Source organism: Amycolatopsis sp. NPDC059657 (assembly GCF_042734395.1).
Lineage (GTDB): Bacteria > Actinomycetota > Actinomycetes > Mycobacteriales > Pseudonocardiaceae > Amycolatopsis.
Genome location: NZ_JBHWEB010000166.1, coordinates 1 through 16,765, shown reverse-complemented (window position 1 = coordinate 16,765; position 16,765 = coordinate 1). Strand labels below are relative to the sequence as shown.

Sequence of the window (16,765 nt, the reverse complement as noted above, 5' to 3'; positions counted from 1 at the left end):
GGTTAGAACCGCCCGCAACGCCCACGAGCCCTACTCCGAGGCGAGCAGATCCCGCAGTTCGCGCAACGCGTTGCCCAGGTTCTCGGCGAACAAAGACATCTTGTCCGCCACCGGAAGCGGCGTGCTCAGGTAGATGTTCAGCCGGTCCTGCAGCAGCACGTACGCGACGCCGATGCACTTGCTGCTCGTCGACCCGAACCCGAAGTACTGGATGTTGTACGACGGCGCCGAGCTGGTGCTCAGGTAGTCGTCGCGCATGACGGTCCAGCCGGGGGAGTCGTACAGCGCCAACGGTTCCGTGACCTCGCCGCGGCGTTTCTGGATGAGCTGGAGCTCCCACAGGTGCTGCTCGGGCGCGTCACCCAGCTGGCATTCCTTCGCGCGCGCGACGTGTTTCGCCGCTGCCGCGCGGAAAGCGGCGCGGCGGGCGGTGGCGTCCGCTGCCGGGTCTTCCATCGTGGCCACGAACTGGACGGCTTCGGGGGTGACGCAGCGCATCGCCTCCGTGCGGCCGTTCTGGTACTGGCGGGTGGCGATCGACTCGTAGGTCGCGCCCAGCAGACCCTTTGTGCGCATGTGCGCGAGCTGGTATGCCATCTGCACGAAACCGTCCGGTGACATGCCGAGCTGTTTCGCCGTGGTGGCCCCGAAATCCTGGAATGACACGATCGACGTCGCGTTGTCGGCCGCGTACTTCGCGAACGCCGCCTGCGCCGCTGAGGCGTCGGCGCGGAGTTCCGGCGTCAGCGTGAAGTCGATCGGCGCGAAGGCGGGCGTGCCTTGGGAACGCGCGCCGGAGCGGGCAGACTGGTCCGCGGCGGGCGAGCCGAGCAGGGTGTCGGTGAAGCCGAGGATCGTGGTGCCGTCGAGCCGGCAGTGCTCGACGTTGATCCCGGCCGTGCCATCCGCGAAGACGATCAGGGACACGGCCTTGTCGAACCAGCGGTTGCCGCTGTCGCCGTGGAAAAGCTGGTCGCACGCCTCTTGCGTGTTCTTGGGCGCGAAGTCCTCCAGGCACAGGCAGAACAACGCGGTCTCGATCGTGTCGAGTGCTTCGGCGTTGCCGTTGGCGATGAGCTCCTGCCTGGTCGAGGCCCACTCGGCACGTGCCTTCGTGGTGAAATGCCCCGCCGAGGTTTCCGGTGCGGATGTCGTCTTCATGATCGCGTCGAGACCGGCGACGATGTCTTCGATCGAGTGCGGAACGCCGTCAGGCCCGATGACGTCCATCCGGATCGTGGCGCCGCGGAAGAAGACCACGATGTGCCGCTCGGCCGACGGGCCGGGCCACTCGTCGGTGTAGGGCGTGCGCGCGGTGTCCTGGACCTCGCCGGGGATGCGGGTGGCGGAGAACAGGAACTTGTGCTGCACCATCGAATGCGCCTGGCCGCGTTGCACGATCGGCGGCAGGAGCTCCTCGTCGAGCATCAGCTTGTAGTTGACCGCCGAGGCCACGAGCCCGGCGGCGCGCTGGAGCTGGCCCTCGTCGGATTCCTTGAACAGGAAGAAGAAGTTCGCGTTGAGCGCGATCCGGTCGCGGCGGCCGAGATACCGCGACGGCCAGAACGTGTCGAGCCAGCTGTGCACGCCGTCGCTCTCGTTGTACGCCGCGAGCGCGGCGTGCAGCTCGTGCGCGGGGCTTTCCGGCGCCAGGTAGGCCTTGACCGCGGCTTCGGTCGTCGCCAGCTCCTCGGTGTCCAGCAGCGGAGTGCACCACTCGAGGAACCGGGCGCAGCTCGCTTCCAGCGTCGGCAGCGGTACGCGCGGGAGGAGTTCTTCGTTGCCGAAAGTGCGGCCGGACCATTCCTGGCTGTTGTTCACGGGCATCCTCTATGTGGTGCGTGGACGGGAAAGGTGGAGCTGAGCGTAGAGCCAGCCGTCGTCTTCGAGTCCGCGTGGATCCACTCCGGCCGCCGCGAGTGTGCCGATCACCTGGGACTGTTCTTCCACCGAGCTGAAACGCCGCTGTTTGAACACGCCTTCGACGGGTACGGTTTCGTAGCCGAGTTCGGCGAGGCTGCGCGCGATCGGCTCGTACGAGAACATCCGCAGCACGAAATGCGCCATCCACGGCCTCCGCTCGCCGTGCGCGGCGGCGACACGGGAAATGGTGGCTTCGGTGACGTAGCCGATGCAGCCGGTCGAAATGACGATGTCCGCGCTCGCGAGCTGCTCGCGTTGCCGCTCAGTGGGTTCGTTGTGCTCCAGGTCGGCTTCGAGCGCGTCGTCGATGAACCCGGCTTCGAGCGCGTAGGACAAAGCGGGCCGCGAGCGGTCGAACCCGATGAACCTGGTCTTCGCCAAGCCGAACCGCCGGCGCACGAGATCACGGTCGCGCGCCAGCAGCTCCTCGCGGCTCAGCGGGCTCTCGCCGTAGAACTCGTACAACTCGTCCATCGACGCGTCGCAGCGGAGCAACGCCGCGTTGACGCCATAGGAACAGCCGATGTCGAGCACGGTCGGCGCGTCGACCCGCTGTGCTTCCCGGTAATCCTCGATGAATTTCGTGAAATGCGGTTTCGCCAGCTGCGGGATGCAGTAGTCGAGTTCGCGCAGCGCGGTGAAGAAGGCGCGCGGATCCGGCTCGGTGTAAATATGGTCGAACGAGGTCTTGGCGGCGTTCTCGGCGCGCACGGGTGGTCTCCCTCAATCCAGCAGCTGGTCACCCCGGACGGCGTTCCCCGCCGCGGCCAGGTGATCAGGCAGTACCCGGCCGAAAAGCTGCCGGGTCCGTTCGACGCTGCCGATGACCCCCGGACGCTCGCTGTAGGCGAAGATCGCCGAATGGCGTGCTGTCTCGCCGTCCACCGTACTCACCCGGTGCAATGAATAGCGGCCTTTGAACAACTGAAGATCACCGGGTCGCAAGGAAAGCCGCCTGATCAGGTGCTCACCACGGCCCGCCAGCACGGCGCGGACGCCATCGAAATTCTCCGCGGTCGCTGACCTGATGTTCGGGCAGTATTCGAAGACACCACCGGTCTCGGACTCCTGGGTGAGCATGCTGACGGTGAACTCGTTCGTGTCGAAATGCCACGGGTGGGAAAGCCCTGGTGACACCACGTTCAGCACCAGCCCGGACAGTGGATCGGCGAGTGGGTGCACCTGCGGCAGCTCGAAGCAGTCGGCGACGAACCGCTGGAACAGTTCGCTCGTGTAGAGCTGCTGGATCAGGTAGTGCGCGGGAATGCGATCACGCGCGACGAAGGCATTGCCGCGTTCCATGGTGGTTCGCCCCGGATGGCCCTCGGGCAGCGGCGTGTCGACGGCGATGTTGTACGCGTTGACGGTCTCGACATCGAAATGGGCGAGTGGCGCCACCTGCGCGCATTCGGTGCGCAACGCGTCGATCAGCGCCGGGCGCACGAAGTCGGAAAGCACACTGCAGCCGGATTCCCGCAGTTCACGGTGGGTCGCCGAGACGGCCTCGCGCCACGCGGCGCTGCCAGGCTCGGACAGGGGATAGCGGTCGGTGTCGATCACCTGTTCAGCAACCAGAGCCTCGGACGTGCTCATGGGTACCCCCTTGTCCTCGTTTCCTGGGAAGGTTACTGAACGGTAGGGGTCCACTCTGCCGCTGAACGGGTGTCGGTCGACGTGGGCTTCACAACTCGCCGCCTAGGTTCGAGACCATGATCGTCGAACGCCTTGAGGTGACCCCGCCGCTCGCCGACCGCGACGAATCGGTCTGGCCGCTCTCGGTGCCCGCGATCCGCCACGTGGCCGAGAAGGGCCTGACCTTCACCAGCGACCTCGTCGTGCTCGTCGGCGGCAACGGCAGTGGCAAGTCGACACTCCTGGAAGGCATCGCCGAGGCATACGGCCTGGACGTGCGCGGCGGCCACGGTGGCAGGAAGTACTCCAGCGCGCTGGACAAGAGCCCGCTGGGCGAATCACTGCGGCTGCATCGCGGCGCGCTCGGCTTCACCGGCCGGAACGCCGCGGGCTTCTTCCTGCGCGCCGAGACCGCGCACGGCATGTTGTCCTACATGACCGAGGTGGGCGTCTCGGGATACGGCGAGCGCCGGACCGAAGAGGTCAGCCACGGCGAGTCGTATCTGGGTGCCATCACCGGGCGGTTCAACGGCCCCGGCCTCTTCCTGCTCGACGAAGCCGAAGGTCCGTTGTCGTTCCACTCCACGCTGGCGCTGCTGAACCGCTTGCGGGAGCTCGTGACCACACAGACCGCGCAGGTCATCTACTCGACCCACTCGCCGCTGGTCGCGGCGTTGCCTGGCGCGCAGATCCTGGAGCTGACCGAAGACGGGATCGAGGAGCAGGAGTGGGCCGACCTCGACACGGTCCGGCTGTGGCAGACGTTCCTGCGGAACCCCGGCCGGATGTTCTAGTCGGCCGACTCTGCGCCTGCCCGCTGCGCAGTGAAGACGTCGGGCAGCGGCACCGCGAGCTGGATCGGGATCGACCACGGCACCGGCGCCGGGGGCGGGGTTTCGTCTTCGGGCATCGGGGGCCTCACGAAGTCGGGGACATGGTCTGCGGTGGCTCGGCGAGCCTGGCCTGCTGATCCTCGTCGGTGACGGCGACGCGGGCGCTGGCTCTTCGGCGGTCCAGCGCGCGCCTGAGCTTGGACAGGACCGCCACGTCCGTCGTGTCGAGAACGCGCGAGTACGGGATCTCGTCCGGGTGCAGCTCGCGCAGGAGCACCGCGGGCGGGGACTCGAAGTCGAGCGCGAGGACCTTGAACCTCGTCCTGGCGCTGAAGACGATCTCCTCGGGCAGCCCGGCGACGCCCAGGTCGTCGGTGCGGCGGCCGTTGCGGGACCAGATGAGCAGGTCGACGTCCGAGCCGGGCACCGCGATGCCGGTGGTGGCCGAGGTCGTGAGGAAACCGGGCTCGGTGAGCACCTCGCCCTCACCGAAGGCCAGGTTCTCCTTGCCGGACAAGCGGATCGGGCGGTAGACGACACCGCGGTGCACCGGCAGGCGGCGCAGGCCCGAGTTCAGGCAGGCCAGATACGCCGTCGGCACCGGCGTGCCCGCGGCGAGCTTGGCGTTGATCGCGACCGCGCCGAGCGGGCCGCCGCCGAGGTAGCAGCGGACCGCCGCGAGGTCGGCGCGTTCGGCGGCGGGGACGGCGGGGTCGGGTTCGAAGGAGGCGAGCCGCTGGAACTCGGTCTGCTCGATCTTCGTGCTGCGGTGACGCGCGTGCGGCATGGTGACCGGCTCGACGGCCACCGGCGCGGCCGTTCCGGCCTGGGAACCGGTCGGCACCTGCGAAAACTCGAGCGCTCGCGCGTGGCTGCCCGCCGCATCGGCCAGCATCTCCCGGTCGGCTTCGGTGACCCGGGCCAGCACGAGGATGCGCAGCCGTGCCAACGCGTCCGGCGGCAGGCCTGCCAGCAGCGACGACAGGATTTCCGGGGTCCAGCCCGGCAGACCGGCGCCGGGCAGGCCGACCGTCACGATGAACCGGTGCGGCTCGGCGGCCAGCAGTGACGCGGCGTGCCTGCCGGTCGCGATGGCCGACGGGATGATCGCCAGCCCGGCGGGCACCACCTCCACGACCGGGTCACCGGGCGTCAGCTCGGCGGCCCTCGGCAGCCGGAAGACGCGGTCCTTGGCGACCACCCAGCCCGCGGGTGGCGCTGTGTACGCGCGCACGCGGATGCGGCCGTCCGGCTGGTGGACGCGGATCGTCGAGGCGTGCCGGAGCAGGTGGCCGCCTTCGATGTTGTGCGCGACGAACTGGACGGAGCCGTCGAGCGCGTAGAGCGGCATGCCGGTGGCGGCACGGACTTCCTGGCCGAGCCTGGCGGCCAGCTCGGCCAGCCAGTCGGTGGTCGCGACGCGCGGGGTGTGCGGCACGAGTTCGAACGGCGTGCGCAGCCGCGTGAGCAGCGCGGCGGCCTGCGCGGGGGAGTAGCCCGCCTCGCCCGGCCTGCCGAGCACGAGCCGCGGGCGTGCCGGATCGACGGCGACGGCGTACGCGGGGTCGACGGGTGACGTCGCCGAAGCGCCCTCCGGCCGGACGAGCAGCCCGGCCGGGATCGGCTCGACCGTCAGGCCCGCGACCGTGACCGGCTCCTGCGGCAGCAGCGCCTCCCACTCGGGCTGCGGGAACCGCGTGCCCCAAGGACGGCTGGTGTCGGACGGGCGGAAACACCGCCACACCCCGCCATCGACGAACAACAGCCCACCCGGCGCCAGCGACAGCGCGCCATCCGGGGCGAGTACCTCGATGCCGAGGCTTTCCGCGATGCGCTGTGGAAACGGGCTGCCGGTCTTGATAGGCCTTCCGAGCCCGGACAGAGCGAGCCATACGCGCTTCACCGAGAGGTCCCGCTTCGCGGCCTGGGCCACGACCTGAGGCAGGTCCCGGTTCATCAACGCGCCGACGGTGGCGGTCACGACGGCTTCACCCGGCACCGACGGCACGGCCGTGAACAGGGCATGCTCCCGGGCGTCCCGATCACCGGGTACCCTGATGATGCTGTTCGCGCCGCACGGCTCGATGAACAGGGCCGAAGACATCAGCTCACTCTCGTTCACTCTTTAGTGGACACCGTAGCGGCACCCGCGTTCGTCCACTCGGCCTAGTCCCCCACGCGGGGTCCTAGGCTGTGGGCCATGAGCGATCGCCTCTACTTCCGACAGCTTCTCGCAGGCCGCGACTTCGCGGTAGGTGACCCGGTGGCCACGCAGATGGTCAACTTCGCCTACCTCATCGGCGACACCGAGACCAGGGAAGCGGTGATCGTCGACCCGGCCTACGCCGTCGGTGACCTCCTCGACGTGCTCGCCGAGGATGACATGCGGCTCACCGGGGTGCTCGCCACCCACCACCACCCCGACCACGTCGGCGGCACGATGATGGGCTTCACGCTGCCGGGGCTCGCCGAACTGCTCGCGCTGCAGCCGGTCCCGGTGCACGTCAACAACGCCGAGGCCGAATGGGTCCGCCGCACCACCGGTGTCTCCGGCTCGGACCTGCGCGGGCACGATCACGACGACGTGGTCGAGGTCGGCGCCGTGCCGATCCGGCTGCTGCACACCCCCGGTCACACGCCGGGCAGCCAGTGCTTCCTGGTCGACGGCAAGCTCGTCTCGGGCGACACGCTGTTCCTCGAAGGCTGTGGGCGCACCGACTTCCCCGGTGGCGACGCCGAAGCGATCTACGCGAGCCTGCAGGAGCTGGCCAAGCTGCCGGACGATCCGGTCGTCTACCCAGGTCACCAGTACTCGGCCGAGCCGTCGGCGAACCTCTCGCACGTGCGCGACACGAACTTCGTCTATCAGCCGCGAAACCTCGACGAGTGGCGGCGGATGTTCGGCTAGCGCGGATCACCCCCGTTCTGGCCGGTGTCCGGGCGGCCTTTCACAGCGTAGAAAGAGTGCAGACCTTAGAAAGGCTGTGCTCTTGTCAGTCGTGCGAAGGGAAAGGCGGCGCCGCTGGGCGCTGGTCGCGGCGGTCGCCGTGACGCTCATCGCGGTGCCCGCCGCCGTCAAGGCCGTCGCGCCGTCGAGCGCACAGGCGGACGCGGGCCACCTGCGCACGCTGATCCTGCGCTCGGCCTCGCAGCCTTATCAAGGCTATGCCGAGAGCGTCGGCTCCATGGCGCTGCCCGAGCTGCCCAACTCCGGGAACCTCACCTCGCTTCTCAACGGCAAGACCAGGCTGCGTGCTTGGTACGCGTCGCCGGAAGAGTCGCGCGTCTCGGTGCTCACCGCGGCGGGCGAGCAGGACATCTACCGCACCATCGGCAACTCCTACAGCTGGGACTACGAGACGAATCTGCTCACCCAGCTGGTCGGCGAGCCCCCGATCCGGACACCCAGGGCAGGCGACCTCCTCCCGCCCGAGCTGGCCCGACGGCTGCTCGGCGCCGTGCCCGAGGACCCGGTGACGCCGTTGCCCAGCCGCCGCGTCGCCGGGATCGCCGCGCCGGGCCTGCGCCTGCTCCCGGCCGACCCGGCCACCACACTCGGCCAGATCGACGTCTGGGCCGACCAGGTCACCGGGCTTCCGCTGGCCGTCGAAGTCACCGCGCGGGGCCAGACCGGCCCGGTGCTCACCACCGCGTTCGCCGAACTCCGGCAGACACGGCCGCTGCTCGACTTCCCGGCGAGACTCCCGGGCAGCGGCTACAGCGTCACGAACGCTCCGGACATCGCGTACGACCTCGGCGCGCTCGCGCGGACCCAACTGCCCGGCAAGATCGCCGGCCGTGAACTGCGCACCGGCGCCGAGAAGTCGCAGGGCGCCGGCGTCTACGGCTCTGGGCTGGCCGCTTTCGTGGTCGTCGCCGTACCACGCGACCTCGGCGCCGCCATCTCGGACGCGGCGGCCAGGGCAGGGTCGGTTCCGATCCAGCTGGACACCGGCAACGGGCAGGCGTTGCAGATCTCGCCCGCGTCGCTGGTCATCGTGCGCTCGACCAAGACGCGGCGCTGGTTCCTGCTGGCAGGCACGGTCACGCCCGGCCTGCTGCACCTGGCCGCCACCGAGCTGAGCGGGCTGCCCCGATGATCGTCACGCACGCGCTGACCAAGCGCTTCGGCAGGCTGACCGCTGTCGACTCGGTGAACCTCTCGGTGGCCGAAGGCGAGCGCTACGGCTTCCTCGGGCCGAACGGCTCCGGCAAGACCACGCTCGTCCGGATGCTGCTCGGCCTGGTCTACGCGACCAGCGGCGAGATCGAGATTCTCGGCCGCTCGGTGCCCCGGCACCTGTCCGACGCGCTGCCCGAGGTCGGCGCGCTCGTCGAAGGCCCGGCCGCGTACAACCACCTTTCCGGGCCACGCAATCTCGAACTGCTCGACGCGTCGGGCCGCGGCGGCCGCCGCACCCGGCGCGCGCGGGTCGAGGAGGCGCTCGAACAGGTCGGTCTCGCGGGGATCGACCGCCGCCCGGTGAAGGCGTACTCGCTGGGCATGCGCCAGCGGCTCGGGCTGGCCGCCGCATTGCTGCGCAAGCCGCGCCTGCTGATACTCGACGAACCCACGAACGGGCTCGATCCCCAAGGCATCAAAGAGATCCGGGAGCTGCTGATCGGGCTCAACCGCGAGGGCACGACCGTGTTCCTGTCGAGTCATCTGCTGTTCGAGGTCGAGCAGCTGTGCACGCACGTCGGCGTGGTCGACCGGGGGAAGCTGGTGCTGCAGGACGAACTCGGCGCGATGCGGTCGCCGACCGGCCGGGTCACCGTGCAGACCCCGGACGCGTCCGCCGCCGTCCTGCTGCTCGACGGCCAGCTGGAGCGGCGCGACGGTGACCGGCTGCTCATCCGGCACGCCGACCCGGCGCGGCTCAACACCTGGCTGGTCGAATCCGGTGTGCGGGTCGCCGCGATCGAGCCGGAATTCCGTTCGCTGGAACAGGTCGTGCTCGACGCGACCAGCTCCGGCGCCGACCGGTTCGACGGGAGCAAGCCGTGATCGCCGTCGAACTGCGCAAGCTCGCGCTGCGCCCTCGCGTGTGGGTCAGTGTCGTCCTGCTGTGCGCGTTGCCCGCACTGGTCGCGGTCTTCCTCGCCACCGCGGACTTCGCGCCGCCGCCGGGGCAAGGCGGAGCGTTCCTGTCCGCGGTGATGAGCAACGGCGCGCTGTATCCGGCCGCGGCGCTTGCCCTGGTACTGCCCGTTTTCCTGCCGATCTCGGTCGCGGTGCTCGCGGGTGACGCCGTCGCGGGCGAGGCGGCAGGCGGGACCTTACGCTATCTGCTCGCGCGACCGGTGGGCAGAACTCGCTTGCTGGCGGCCAAAATGTGCGCGGTCGCGGTGTTCACGCTGGTCTCGGTGATCCTCGTGGTGATCACCTCGTACCTGCTGGGTACCGCGTTGTTCGGCAGCGGCGCGGAGGCGGTCGGCCAGCCGGGCGCGGTGACCTCGCTGTCCGGATCCGCGCTGTCGACGGGTGATCTCGCGACGAGGCTGCTCGGCGCCGTCGGTTATGTCGTCGCCTCGATGCTCGGCTTCGGTGCCATCGCGTTGTTCCTCTCGACGGTCACCGACTCGGGGCTCGGCGCGGCGCTCGGCGCGCTCGCGGTGCTGATCACGAGTTCGGTGCTGGAGACGCTCGACGCCGCCGCGGTCGTCAAGCCCTATCTGCCGACGCACTACTGGCTGGCGTGGATCGACTTCTTCCGCGACCCGCTGTTCTGGCGTGACATCACCAGCGGGCTGTGGCTGCAAGCGGGCTACCTGGTGGTCTTTTTCGGTGCGGCGTGGGCGAATTTCGCCACCAAGGACATCAGCAGCTAGGCACGCTCAGCGGCTCGGTGCCGAGCGCGTCCAGCACCATCCTGACCACCGCCGGATGGGTCGGCAGCTCGGCGTGCTGGACGACGACGCCGGGGCAGACGTCCTGCACGGCGAGGTTCAGCGCGCCGTCCAGCTCCGCGGACTCGGGCGGGGTGACGGTCCGGTCGTCACGGCTCCACACCGAAAGCCAGGGGAGCCCTGCCGGCAGCCGCTCGGCGTCCATCCTGGCCAGCACCGGGCTGCCGGGCGCGAGCTGCTGGCACGCCAGCGGGCAGCCGCCCGGCACGATCGCGCCGCCGATCGCGGCGACCCGCGTGCCGTGCAGCGGCGCGCCGAGCGTGATGATCCGCCGCGCCTGATGCGCGCCGTCGCGCGCGGTCCACAGCCTGGCCACGACCCCGCCCGCCGAGTAGCCGATGACGTCGACCGACGGCGCGTCGGCCGCCGCGTCGCTGAGCACCTTGACCTGGGCGAGCAGGTCGCCGGTGCCGTCACCGTCCAGGGTGAGCACGCGGGTGTCGCGGCCGGTCTCGTCACGGATCCGGTCGGCGAGCGCCTCCAGCGCGTCCCGGCCGCCGCCGTACCCCGGCACGAGCAGCACCGGGCCGAGCCGGTCCTGCGGCGGCCTGCCGGTCCGCGGCGCGCCGGGCCGCAGCGCGCTGACGGTCACCCACGCGACGAGCAGCGCGAGCACCACGGTGAGGATGCCGAAGAACAACCGCCTGCGTGGGCTCACCCGTTCATGATGGCAGCGATCTGGCCCGCGGCCTCCGAGACGAGCTCTCCGAATTCGGGCAGTTCCGCCTCGCCGACGCGGCTCAGCGCGCCCCAGACGCTCACCACCCCGAGCGGACGGCCGCGCGTCCCGAGCACCGGGGCGGAGGCGCCGAACAGGTCGTCCTCCATCTCGCCGACGCTGACCGAGTACCCGCGCTCGCGGACGCGGGCGAGCACGGCGCGCAGCTCGCGCCGGTCGACGATCGTCTTGGCGGTGTAGCGCTTCAGGTCGCCCGAGAGCAGCGTGCTCGCTTCGTCTTCCGGCAGCCAGGCGAGATACGCCTTGCCGGTCGACGTCGCGTGCAGCGGCGCCTGCCAGCCGAGCCAGCGCGCGCTGAGCACCGAACGCGGGACCGCTTCGTCCACATAGGTCAGTCCGAAACGCCTGGGCAGCGCCAAATTCGCGGTCTCGCCGGTGGTGGCCGCGATGCGCTCGATGATCGGGTGCGCGCGGCGGACCAGTCCTTCGACACCGGCTTCGGCGGCCCAGCGTTCGACGGTGAACCCGATCGCGAAGTTGCCGGTCTCCGGATCGCGTTCGAGCACGCCGTGGTGTTCGAGGGTGGCGAGCAGGCGCCAGGCGGTCGCCCGGTTGAGCCCGCATCTGGCGCCGAGCGCCGCGGCGGACTCGCCGCCCGGCGGAGTGTCCGCCACCGCGTTGAGCAGGGCAATAGCCCGGTCGAGGGACTGCACGCGAGCGTCGGCGTCCATGGAGGAATCCTCTCTTGACGCGTCGATCCGGCCAAGGTTACCGTTTCAATATTACGTGCAGTGTTGCACATTATGAGACGCGGGGGCTGGTGTGATGGTTGCGCCGCTGTCGTTGTACGAGACCCGTGTCCCGCAGGACTGGGTCGACTACAACGGTCATATGACCGAGGCCTGCTACCTGGTGGCGGCGGGCGAGAGCGCGGACGCGTTCTACGCCTACCTCGGCATCGGCCCGGCGTACCGGGCGTCGGGGCGCTCGGTCTACACGGCCGAGACGCATCTGCGGCATCTGGGTGAAGCCGTCGAGGGGGACGAACTTCGCCTGACGCTGGAGCTGCTCGGCTACGACGCCAAGCGCATCCACGTCTTCCACACCGTGTCCCGGCGTGGTGACGTGATCGCCACGGTCGAGCAGCTGCTGCTCCACGTGGACACGGCCGCCGCCCGCGCGACCCCGATGTCCGGAGAACTGCAAGGGAAACTGGCCGCGATCCACGCCGCGCACGCACCGCTCGGCGTCCCCGAGGGGGCCGGTCGCGCCATCACGATGAGTAAGGGAAGCGCATGCGGTTCGACCTGACCGATGAACAGCGCCTGATCGTCGGCACCGTCCGGGATTTCGTGGAAAAAGAGCTGTATCCCCATGAGGACGAGGTCGAACGGCTGGACGAAGTCCCGGCCGATCTTCAGAAGCAGATCACGGAGAAAGCGCTCGCGGCCGGGCTGTACGCGCCGAACATGCCCGCCGAGATCGGCGGCGGCGGGCTCGACGCCGTCGGGGTCGCGCTGGCCGAGCGCGAGCTCGGGCGCGCCTCGTACGCGTTGCACTCGCTGGTCGCGCGGCCGAGCAACATCCTGCTGGCCTGCGAAGGAAGGCAGCGCGACGACTACCTGCTGCCGACCGTGCGCGGCGAGCGGATCGACTGCCTCGCGATGACCGAGCCGGGCTCGGGCTCGGACGTGCGCTCGATGACCACCCGCGCGGTCCGCGACGGCGAAGACTACGTGATCGACGGCGGCAAGCACTTCATCTCGCACGCCGACGTCGCCGACTACGTGATCCTGTTCGCCGCCACCGGCTCCGAGCGGACTTCGCACGGCGAAAAGGCGCTGATCACCGGGTTCCTGGTCGACCTCGACTCGCCGGGCGTGACCGTGCGGCGCGGCCCGGCGTGCGTGTCCAACCGCGGCTATCACACCTGCGAGCTGTTCTTCGAGAACGTCCGCGTGCCAGCGTGGAAGCGGCTCGGCGAAGAGGGCCAGGGCTTCGAGCTCATGAACACCTGGCTCGGCTCGACCAGGCTCAGCGTCGCCGCGACCTGCGTCGGGCGCGGGCGGCGGGTGCTGGAACTCGCGCTCGACTGGGCGGCCCAGCGCGAGCAGTTCGGCCAGCCGATCGGCCGGTTCCAGGGCGTCGGGTTCCCGCTCGCCGACCTCGCGACCGAACTCGAGGCTGCCGAGTTGCTGACGCTGCGTGCCGCGTGGAAGTGCGACCAGGGCTCGATGACCGACTCCGACGTCGCGATGGCGAAGCTCTTCGCGTCGGAGGCGCTCGGCAGGATCACCGACCAGGCCGTGCAGGTGTTCGGCGGGCTCGGGCTGATGGCCGAGACCAGGATCGAGCGGTACTGGCGCGACGCCAGGCTGGAGCGGATCTGGGACGGCACCAGCGAGATCCAGCGGCACATCATCTCCCGTGCCCTGCTCCGCCCGAGAGGTGCGTGATGGGCAGGCTGACCCGCCGCAACCTCCACCGGCTGCTCGCGCCGCGGCATATCGCGGTCGCCGGGGGAGCGGCCGCCGTCGAGGTGATCCGGCAGTCGAAGCAGATCGGTTTCGCGGGCGAGATCTGGCCGGTGCATCCCGAGCGTGACGAAATCGCAGGTGTCCCGTGCTTCCCGGATGTCTGGGCGCTTCCCGAGGCGCCCGACGCGACCTTCGTGTCCATCCGTGCCAGGTCCACTGTGGACTTCGTGGCCATACTGTCCCAAGTGGACGCGGGCGGCGTCGTCTGCCACGCGTCAGGGTTCGCCGAAGCGGGCGCGGAAGGCCGTGCGCTGCAGGCGGAACTGGTCGAAGCGGCAGGTGAGCTCGCGGTGATCGGGCCCAACTGCTTCGGGCTGCTGAACTATGTCGACGGCGTCGCGCTGTGGCCGGACCAGCATGGCGGGCATCGCGTCGAGCGCGGTGTCGCGATACTGAGCCAGAGCGGCAACGTCGCGCACAGCCTGACCATGCAGCGGCGGTCACTGCCGATCGCGCATGTGGTGACCGTCGGGAACAGCGCGTGCACGCGTATCCCCGAGCTGATCGACGCGATGGTCGACGACGACCGCGTCACCGCCATCGGGCTCTACCTCGAAGCCATCGACGACGTCCAGGCGCTGGCGCTCGCGGCCATGCGCTCGTTGCGCCGGGGCGTGCCCATCGTGGCTTTGAAGTCGGGCTCGTCCGAGATCGGGGCCAGGACCAACCTGAGTCACACCAGCGCTCTGTCCACTTCGGACGATCTGTGCACGGCGTTGTTCGAGCACTGCGGCATCGCACGTGTCGACGACCTCGTCGGGCTCGCGGAGACGTTGAAGTTCCTGCACGTGCACGGCCCACTGCCGGGCGGGACGATCGCTTCGGCCAGCTGCTCGGGCGGGGAGGCCGCGCTGGTGGCGGACCTGGCGTCCGCCCGAGGCCTCGAAATGCCCGACTTTCCCGTTTCCGCGCGAGAAAAGCTCTCGGCTGCCTTGGGCGAGAAGGTCGGCGTCGCGAACCCGCTCGACTACCAGACCTACATCTGGGGCGATGCCGAGAAGCAGCACGACTGTTTCAGCGGCCTGCTGTCCGCCGGATTCGACCAGCACCTGCTCGTGCTGGACTACCCGAGGCTCGATCGCTGCCACGGCGAAGACTGGCACTCCACAGTGGACTCCTTCATCGCCGCCCGCGCGGCCACCGGCGCCCGCGCGTCGGTGGTGAGCATGCTCCCCGAGGGCATCCCCGAGGAGGTCGGCGCGAAACTGCTCGAAGCACGCATCGCGCCGATGCAGGGACTGGCCGAATGTCTCGACGCGATCAGGGCGGCGGGCAAGATCGGCCGGGCACGCGAGCAGGAACCACCGTTCGCGGGCATCGAGACGACCGGGCCGGTCCGCCAGCTCGACGAGTGGGAGAGCAAGCGTGCGCTCGCCGCGGCGGGTGTCCCGATCCCGCAAGGCCTGGTCGTCGACGCGGACGAGGCTCCGGACGCGGCGCGGGAACTCGGCTTTCCGGTGGTGCTCAAGGCGGTCTCCGCGACGCTCGCGCACAAGACCGAGGCAGGCGCGGTCAAGCTCGACCTGCGCGACGCCGAGTCGGTCCGGATCGGCGCCAAGTACCTGCGGCGGCTGTCGTCCCGGCTGCTCGTCGAGCAGATGGCGACCGACGTGCTGGCCGAGCTGATCGTCGGCGTGCGCGCCGACCCGAGGTTCGGCCTGGCGTTGACGATCGGCAGCGGCGGCACACTGGTGGAACTCGTCGGCGACTCGGTCACGCTCCTGCTGCCCGCGCGTCGCGAGGACATTTCCGCGGCTTTGAAGAAACTCAGGGTGTATCGCCTGTTCACCGGCTTCCGCTCGAAGCCGCCCGCCGACCTCGACGCCGTCGTCGACGCGATCGAGGCCATCGCGGGCTACGCGACGTCCACAAAGGACACGCTGGTCGAGCTGGACGTCAATCCGCTGCTGGTGTTCGAGCGCGGTGTACTCGCGGTCGACGCGCTGATCCGAGCCCGTCCAGATACCGGGACCGCGTTGACACCCTGAGGTCACGGCTCGAATGTTCACCGACGAGAAGGTGCTGCCGGGCAAGGTCGATTTCGTGAAGTTCGTCGACCGGCGCTACGCGGCCGACGTCGACGCGGCGAGGAGCAACTGATGGGCATCACCCTGCACTGGTTCCTGCCCACCTCCGGTGACGGCAGGACGATCGTGGAACGCTTCCACGCCAGCAAATCGCAGGGCCCGAGCGCCCAGCGTGACCCCGACATCGGCTACCTGACCCAGGTCGCGCAGGCCGCCGAACGCCTCGGGTTCACCGGCGTGCTCACCCCGACCGGCACCTGGTGCGAGGACGCCTGGCTGACCACGGCCGCGCTCATCGGCGAGACCTCGACACTCAAGTTCCTGGTCGCGTTCCGGCCGGGCATCATCTCGCCGACACTGGCCGCCCAGATGGCGGGCACCTACCAGCGCATCTCCGGCGGCAGGCTGCTGCTGAACATCGTCACCGGCGGGGACGACATCGAGCAGCGCCGCTTCGGCGACTGGCACGACCATGACCTCCGCTACGCCCGCACCGACGAGTTCCTCTCGATCGTCCGCGGCGTCTGGTCCGGCAAGCCGTTCGACTTCCACGGCGACCACCTGCGCGTCGAAGGCGCCACCACACTGGCGGTCCCCAAACCACTGCCGGAGATCTACTTCGGCGGCTCGTCGGCGGCGGCGTTGCCGGTCGCCGCCCGCCACGCGGATGTCTACCTGACCTGGGGCGAACCACCCGCCCAGGTCGCCGAGAAGATCGCCCGCGTGCGTGCGCTGGCGGGGGACCGGCCGGTCCGCTTCGGCGTCCGCCTGCACACGATCTCGCGTGACACTTCGACCGAGGCCTGGTCCGAGGCGCAAAAGCTGCTCGACGCCTTGGACCCCAAGCAGGTCGAGCAGGCGCAGCGGCAGCTGGCGGCGAGCGAATCGGTGGGCCAGCAGCGCATGGTCGCACTGCATGGCGGCGATCTGTCCGCTGGCGTCCGCGGCCTGGAGATCCACCCCGGCCTGTGGGCCGGCATCGGCCTGGTCCGCGGCGGCGCGGGCACGGCTCTGGTCGGCAGCCACGCCGAGGTCGCGGACCTGATCGAGGAGTACCACTCGCACGGCGTGGACGAGTTCGTGCTGTCCGGCTACCCGCATCTGGAGGAGGCGTACTGGTTCGGCGAAGGCGTCCGGCCGGAACTCGCCCGCCGAGGCCTGCTGGACGGCGTACCCGCCCTGCGCACGGCGGGGGTCGTGAGCGTTGCGGGCGGTTAGAACGGC

15 protein-coding genes are annotated in these 16,765 nt (G+C 69.8%); 9 read left to right on the top strand and 6 right to left on the bottom strand.

Going from position 1 to position 16,765, the window contains the following annotated elements:
- Positions 1–30 precede the first annotated feature (30 nt).
- From ACFV15_RS44375 to ACFV15_RS44365, 3 genes are read right to left on the bottom strand one after another with little or no spacing between them, the layout of a single operon-like run.
- The gene (locus ACFV15_RS44375) at positions 31–1,827 is read right to left on the bottom strand and encodes a choline/carnitine O-acyltransferase (protein ID WP_378359029.1); all 1,797 of its coding nucleotides are present in this window, start codon (positions 1,825–1,827) and stop codon (positions 31–33) included.
- 3 nt (positions 1,828–1,830) lie between these two features.
- Complete coding sequence (locus tag ACFV15_RS44370) at positions 1,831–2,634, bottom strand: class I SAM-dependent methyltransferase (RefSeq protein ID WP_378359027.1); 804 nt, start codon at positions 2,632–2,634, stop codon at positions 1,831–1,833.
- A gap of 12 nt (positions 2,635–2,646) precedes the next feature.
- Positions 2,647–3,516, bottom strand: a complete 870-nt coding sequence (locus ACFV15_RS44365) for an arpA protein (RefSeq protein ID WP_378359025.1) — start codon at positions 3,514–3,516, stop codon at positions 2,647–2,649.
- Between the two features lie 116 nt (positions 3,517–3,632).
- Here ACFV15_RS44365 and ACFV15_RS44360 point away from each other — a divergent pair, with 116 nt between their 5' ends.
- Positions 3,633–4,349 carry a hypothetical protein gene (locus ACFV15_RS44360; RefSeq protein ID WP_378359024.1) on the top strand — a complete coding sequence of 239 codons (717 nt, stop codon included), beginning with the start codon at positions 3,633–3,635 and terminating at the stop codon, positions 4,347–4,349.
- A 124-nt stretch (positions 4,350–4,473) separates the two neighbouring features.
- On the opposite strand, the gene ACFV15_RS44355 is transcribed toward ACFV15_RS44360, so the two are convergent.
- A complete protein-coding gene (locus ACFV15_RS44355; RefSeq protein WP_378359022.1) occupies positions 4,474–6,492 on the bottom strand; it encodes a hypothetical protein in 2,019 nt (672 codons plus the stop codon).
- A gap of 96 nt (positions 6,493–6,588) precedes the next feature.
- On the opposite strand from ACFV15_RS44355, the gene ACFV15_RS44350 reads away from it, so the two are divergent.
- The 4 genes from ACFV15_RS44350 (at position 6,589) to ACFV15_RS44335 (ending at position 10,220) form a co-directional block, all read left to right on the top strand.
- Positions 6,589–7,296 carry an MBL fold metallo-hydrolase gene (locus ACFV15_RS44350; RefSeq protein WP_378359020.1) on the top strand — a complete coding sequence of 236 codons (708 nt, stop codon included), beginning with the start codon at positions 6,589–6,591 and terminating at the stop codon, positions 7,294–7,296.
- Between the two features lie 91 nt (positions 7,297–7,387).
- On the top strand, positions 7,388–8,488 hold the full coding sequence (locus ACFV15_RS44345) for a hypothetical protein (RefSeq protein WP_378359018.1): 1,101 nt from the start codon (positions 7,388–7,390) through the stop codon (positions 8,486–8,488).
- The gene (locus ACFV15_RS44340) at positions 8,485–9,396 is read left to right on the top strand and encodes an ABC transporter ATP-binding protein (protein ID WP_378359016.1); all 912 of its coding nucleotides are present in this window, start codon (positions 8,485–8,487) and stop codon (positions 9,394–9,396) included. The genes ACFV15_RS44345 and ACFV15_RS44340 overlap by 4 nt, the downstream gene beginning before the upstream one ends.
- Complete coding sequence (locus ACFV15_RS44335) at positions 9,393–10,220, top strand: ABC transporter permease (RefSeq protein WP_378359014.1); 828 nt, start codon at positions 9,393–9,395, stop codon at positions 10,218–10,220. The genes ACFV15_RS44340 and ACFV15_RS44335 overlap by 4 nt, the downstream gene beginning before the upstream one ends.
- Here ACFV15_RS44335 and ACFV15_RS44330 read toward each other — a convergent pair.
- Positions 10,210–10,956: an esterase/lipase family protein gene (locus ACFV15_RS44330; RefSeq protein WP_378359012.1), complete on the bottom strand. Its 747-nt coding sequence runs from the start codon at positions 10,954–10,956 to the stop codon at positions 10,210–10,212. The genes ACFV15_RS44335 and ACFV15_RS44330 overlap by 11 nt on opposite strands.
- Positions 10,953–11,708 carry an IclR family transcriptional regulator gene (locus ACFV15_RS44325; protein WP_378359011.1) on the bottom strand — a complete coding sequence of 252 codons (756 nt, stop codon included), beginning with the start codon at positions 11,706–11,708 and terminating at the stop codon, positions 10,953–10,955. Before ACFV15_RS44325 ends, ACFV15_RS44330 begins: the two co-directional genes overlap by 4 nt.
- 94 nt (positions 11,709–11,802) lie before the next feature.
- Here ACFV15_RS44325 and ACFV15_RS44320 point away from each other — a divergent pair, with 94 nt between their 5' ends.
- The 4 genes from ACFV15_RS44320 to ACFV15_RS44305 all read left to right on the top strand — a co-directional run bounded on the left by ACFV15_RS44320 (position 11,803) and on the right by ACFV15_RS44305 (position 16,759).
- Positions 11,803–12,288 (top strand): thioesterase family protein, encoded by a 486-nt coding sequence (locus ACFV15_RS44320; protein WP_378359010.1) that lies wholly within the window; start codon positions 11,803–11,805, stop codon positions 12,286–12,288.
- A complete protein-coding gene (locus ACFV15_RS44315; RefSeq protein WP_378359008.1) occupies positions 12,273–13,433 on the top strand; it encodes an acyl-CoA dehydrogenase family protein in 1,161 nt (386 codons plus the stop codon). Before ACFV15_RS44320 ends, ACFV15_RS44315 begins: the two co-directional genes overlap by 16 nt.
- On the top strand, positions 13,433–15,502 hold the full coding sequence (locus tag ACFV15_RS44310) for an acetate--CoA ligase family protein (protein ID WP_378359006.1): 2,070 nt from the start codon (positions 13,433–13,435) through the stop codon (positions 15,500–15,502). Before ACFV15_RS44315 ends, ACFV15_RS44310 begins: the two co-directional genes overlap by 1 nt.
- Before the next feature lie 111 nt (positions 15,503–15,613).
- On the top strand, positions 15,614–16,759 hold the full coding sequence (locus tag ACFV15_RS44305; protein ID WP_378359005.1) for an LLM class flavin-dependent oxidoreductase: 1,146 nt from the start codon (positions 15,614–15,616) through the stop codon (positions 16,757–16,759).
- Positions 16,760–16,765 lie beyond the last annotated feature (6 nt).

Coding starts and splice junctions, on each gene's coding strand:
- ACFV15_RS44360 (WP_378359024.1), top strand. CDS start 3,633: ATGATCGTCGAACGCCTTGAGGTGACCCCGCCGCTCGCCGACCGCGAC.
- ACFV15_RS44375 (WP_378359029.1), bottom strand. CDS start 1,827: ATGCCCGTGAACAACAGCCAGGAATGGTCCGGCCGCACTTTCGGCAAC.
- ACFV15_RS44320 (WP_378359010.1), top strand. CDS start 11,803: ATGGTTGCGCCGCTGTCGTTGTACGAGACCCGTGTCCCGCAGGACTGG.
- ACFV15_RS44355 (WP_378359022.1), bottom strand. CDS start 6,492: ATGTCTTCGGCCCTGTTCATCGAGCCGTGCGGCGCGAACAGCATCATC.
- ACFV15_RS44310 (WP_378359006.1), top strand. CDS start 13,433: ATGGGCAGGCTGACCCGCCGCAACCTCCACCGGCTGCTCGCGCCGCGG.
- ACFV15_RS44305 (WP_378359005.1), top strand. CDS start 15,614: ATGGGCATCACCCTGCACTGGTTCCTGCCCACCTCCGGTGACGGCAGG.
- ACFV15_RS44325 (WP_378359011.1), bottom strand. CDS start 11,708: ATGGACGCCGACGCTCGCGTGCAGTCCCTCGACCGGGCTATTGCCCTG.
- ACFV15_RS44315 (WP_378359008.1), top strand. CDS start 12,273: ATGCGGTTCGACCTGACCGATGAACAGCGCCTGATCGTCGGCACCGTC.
- ACFV15_RS44350 (WP_378359020.1), top strand. CDS start 6,589: ATGAGCGATCGCCTCTACTTCCGACAGCTTCTCGCAGGCCGCGACTTC.
- ACFV15_RS44365 (WP_378359025.1), bottom strand. CDS start 3,516: ATGAGCACGTCCGAGGCTCTGGTTGCTGAACAGGTGATCGACACCGAC.
- ACFV15_RS44340 (WP_378359016.1), top strand. CDS start 8,485: ATGATCGTCACGCACGCGCTGACCAAGCGCTTCGGCAGGCTGACCGCT.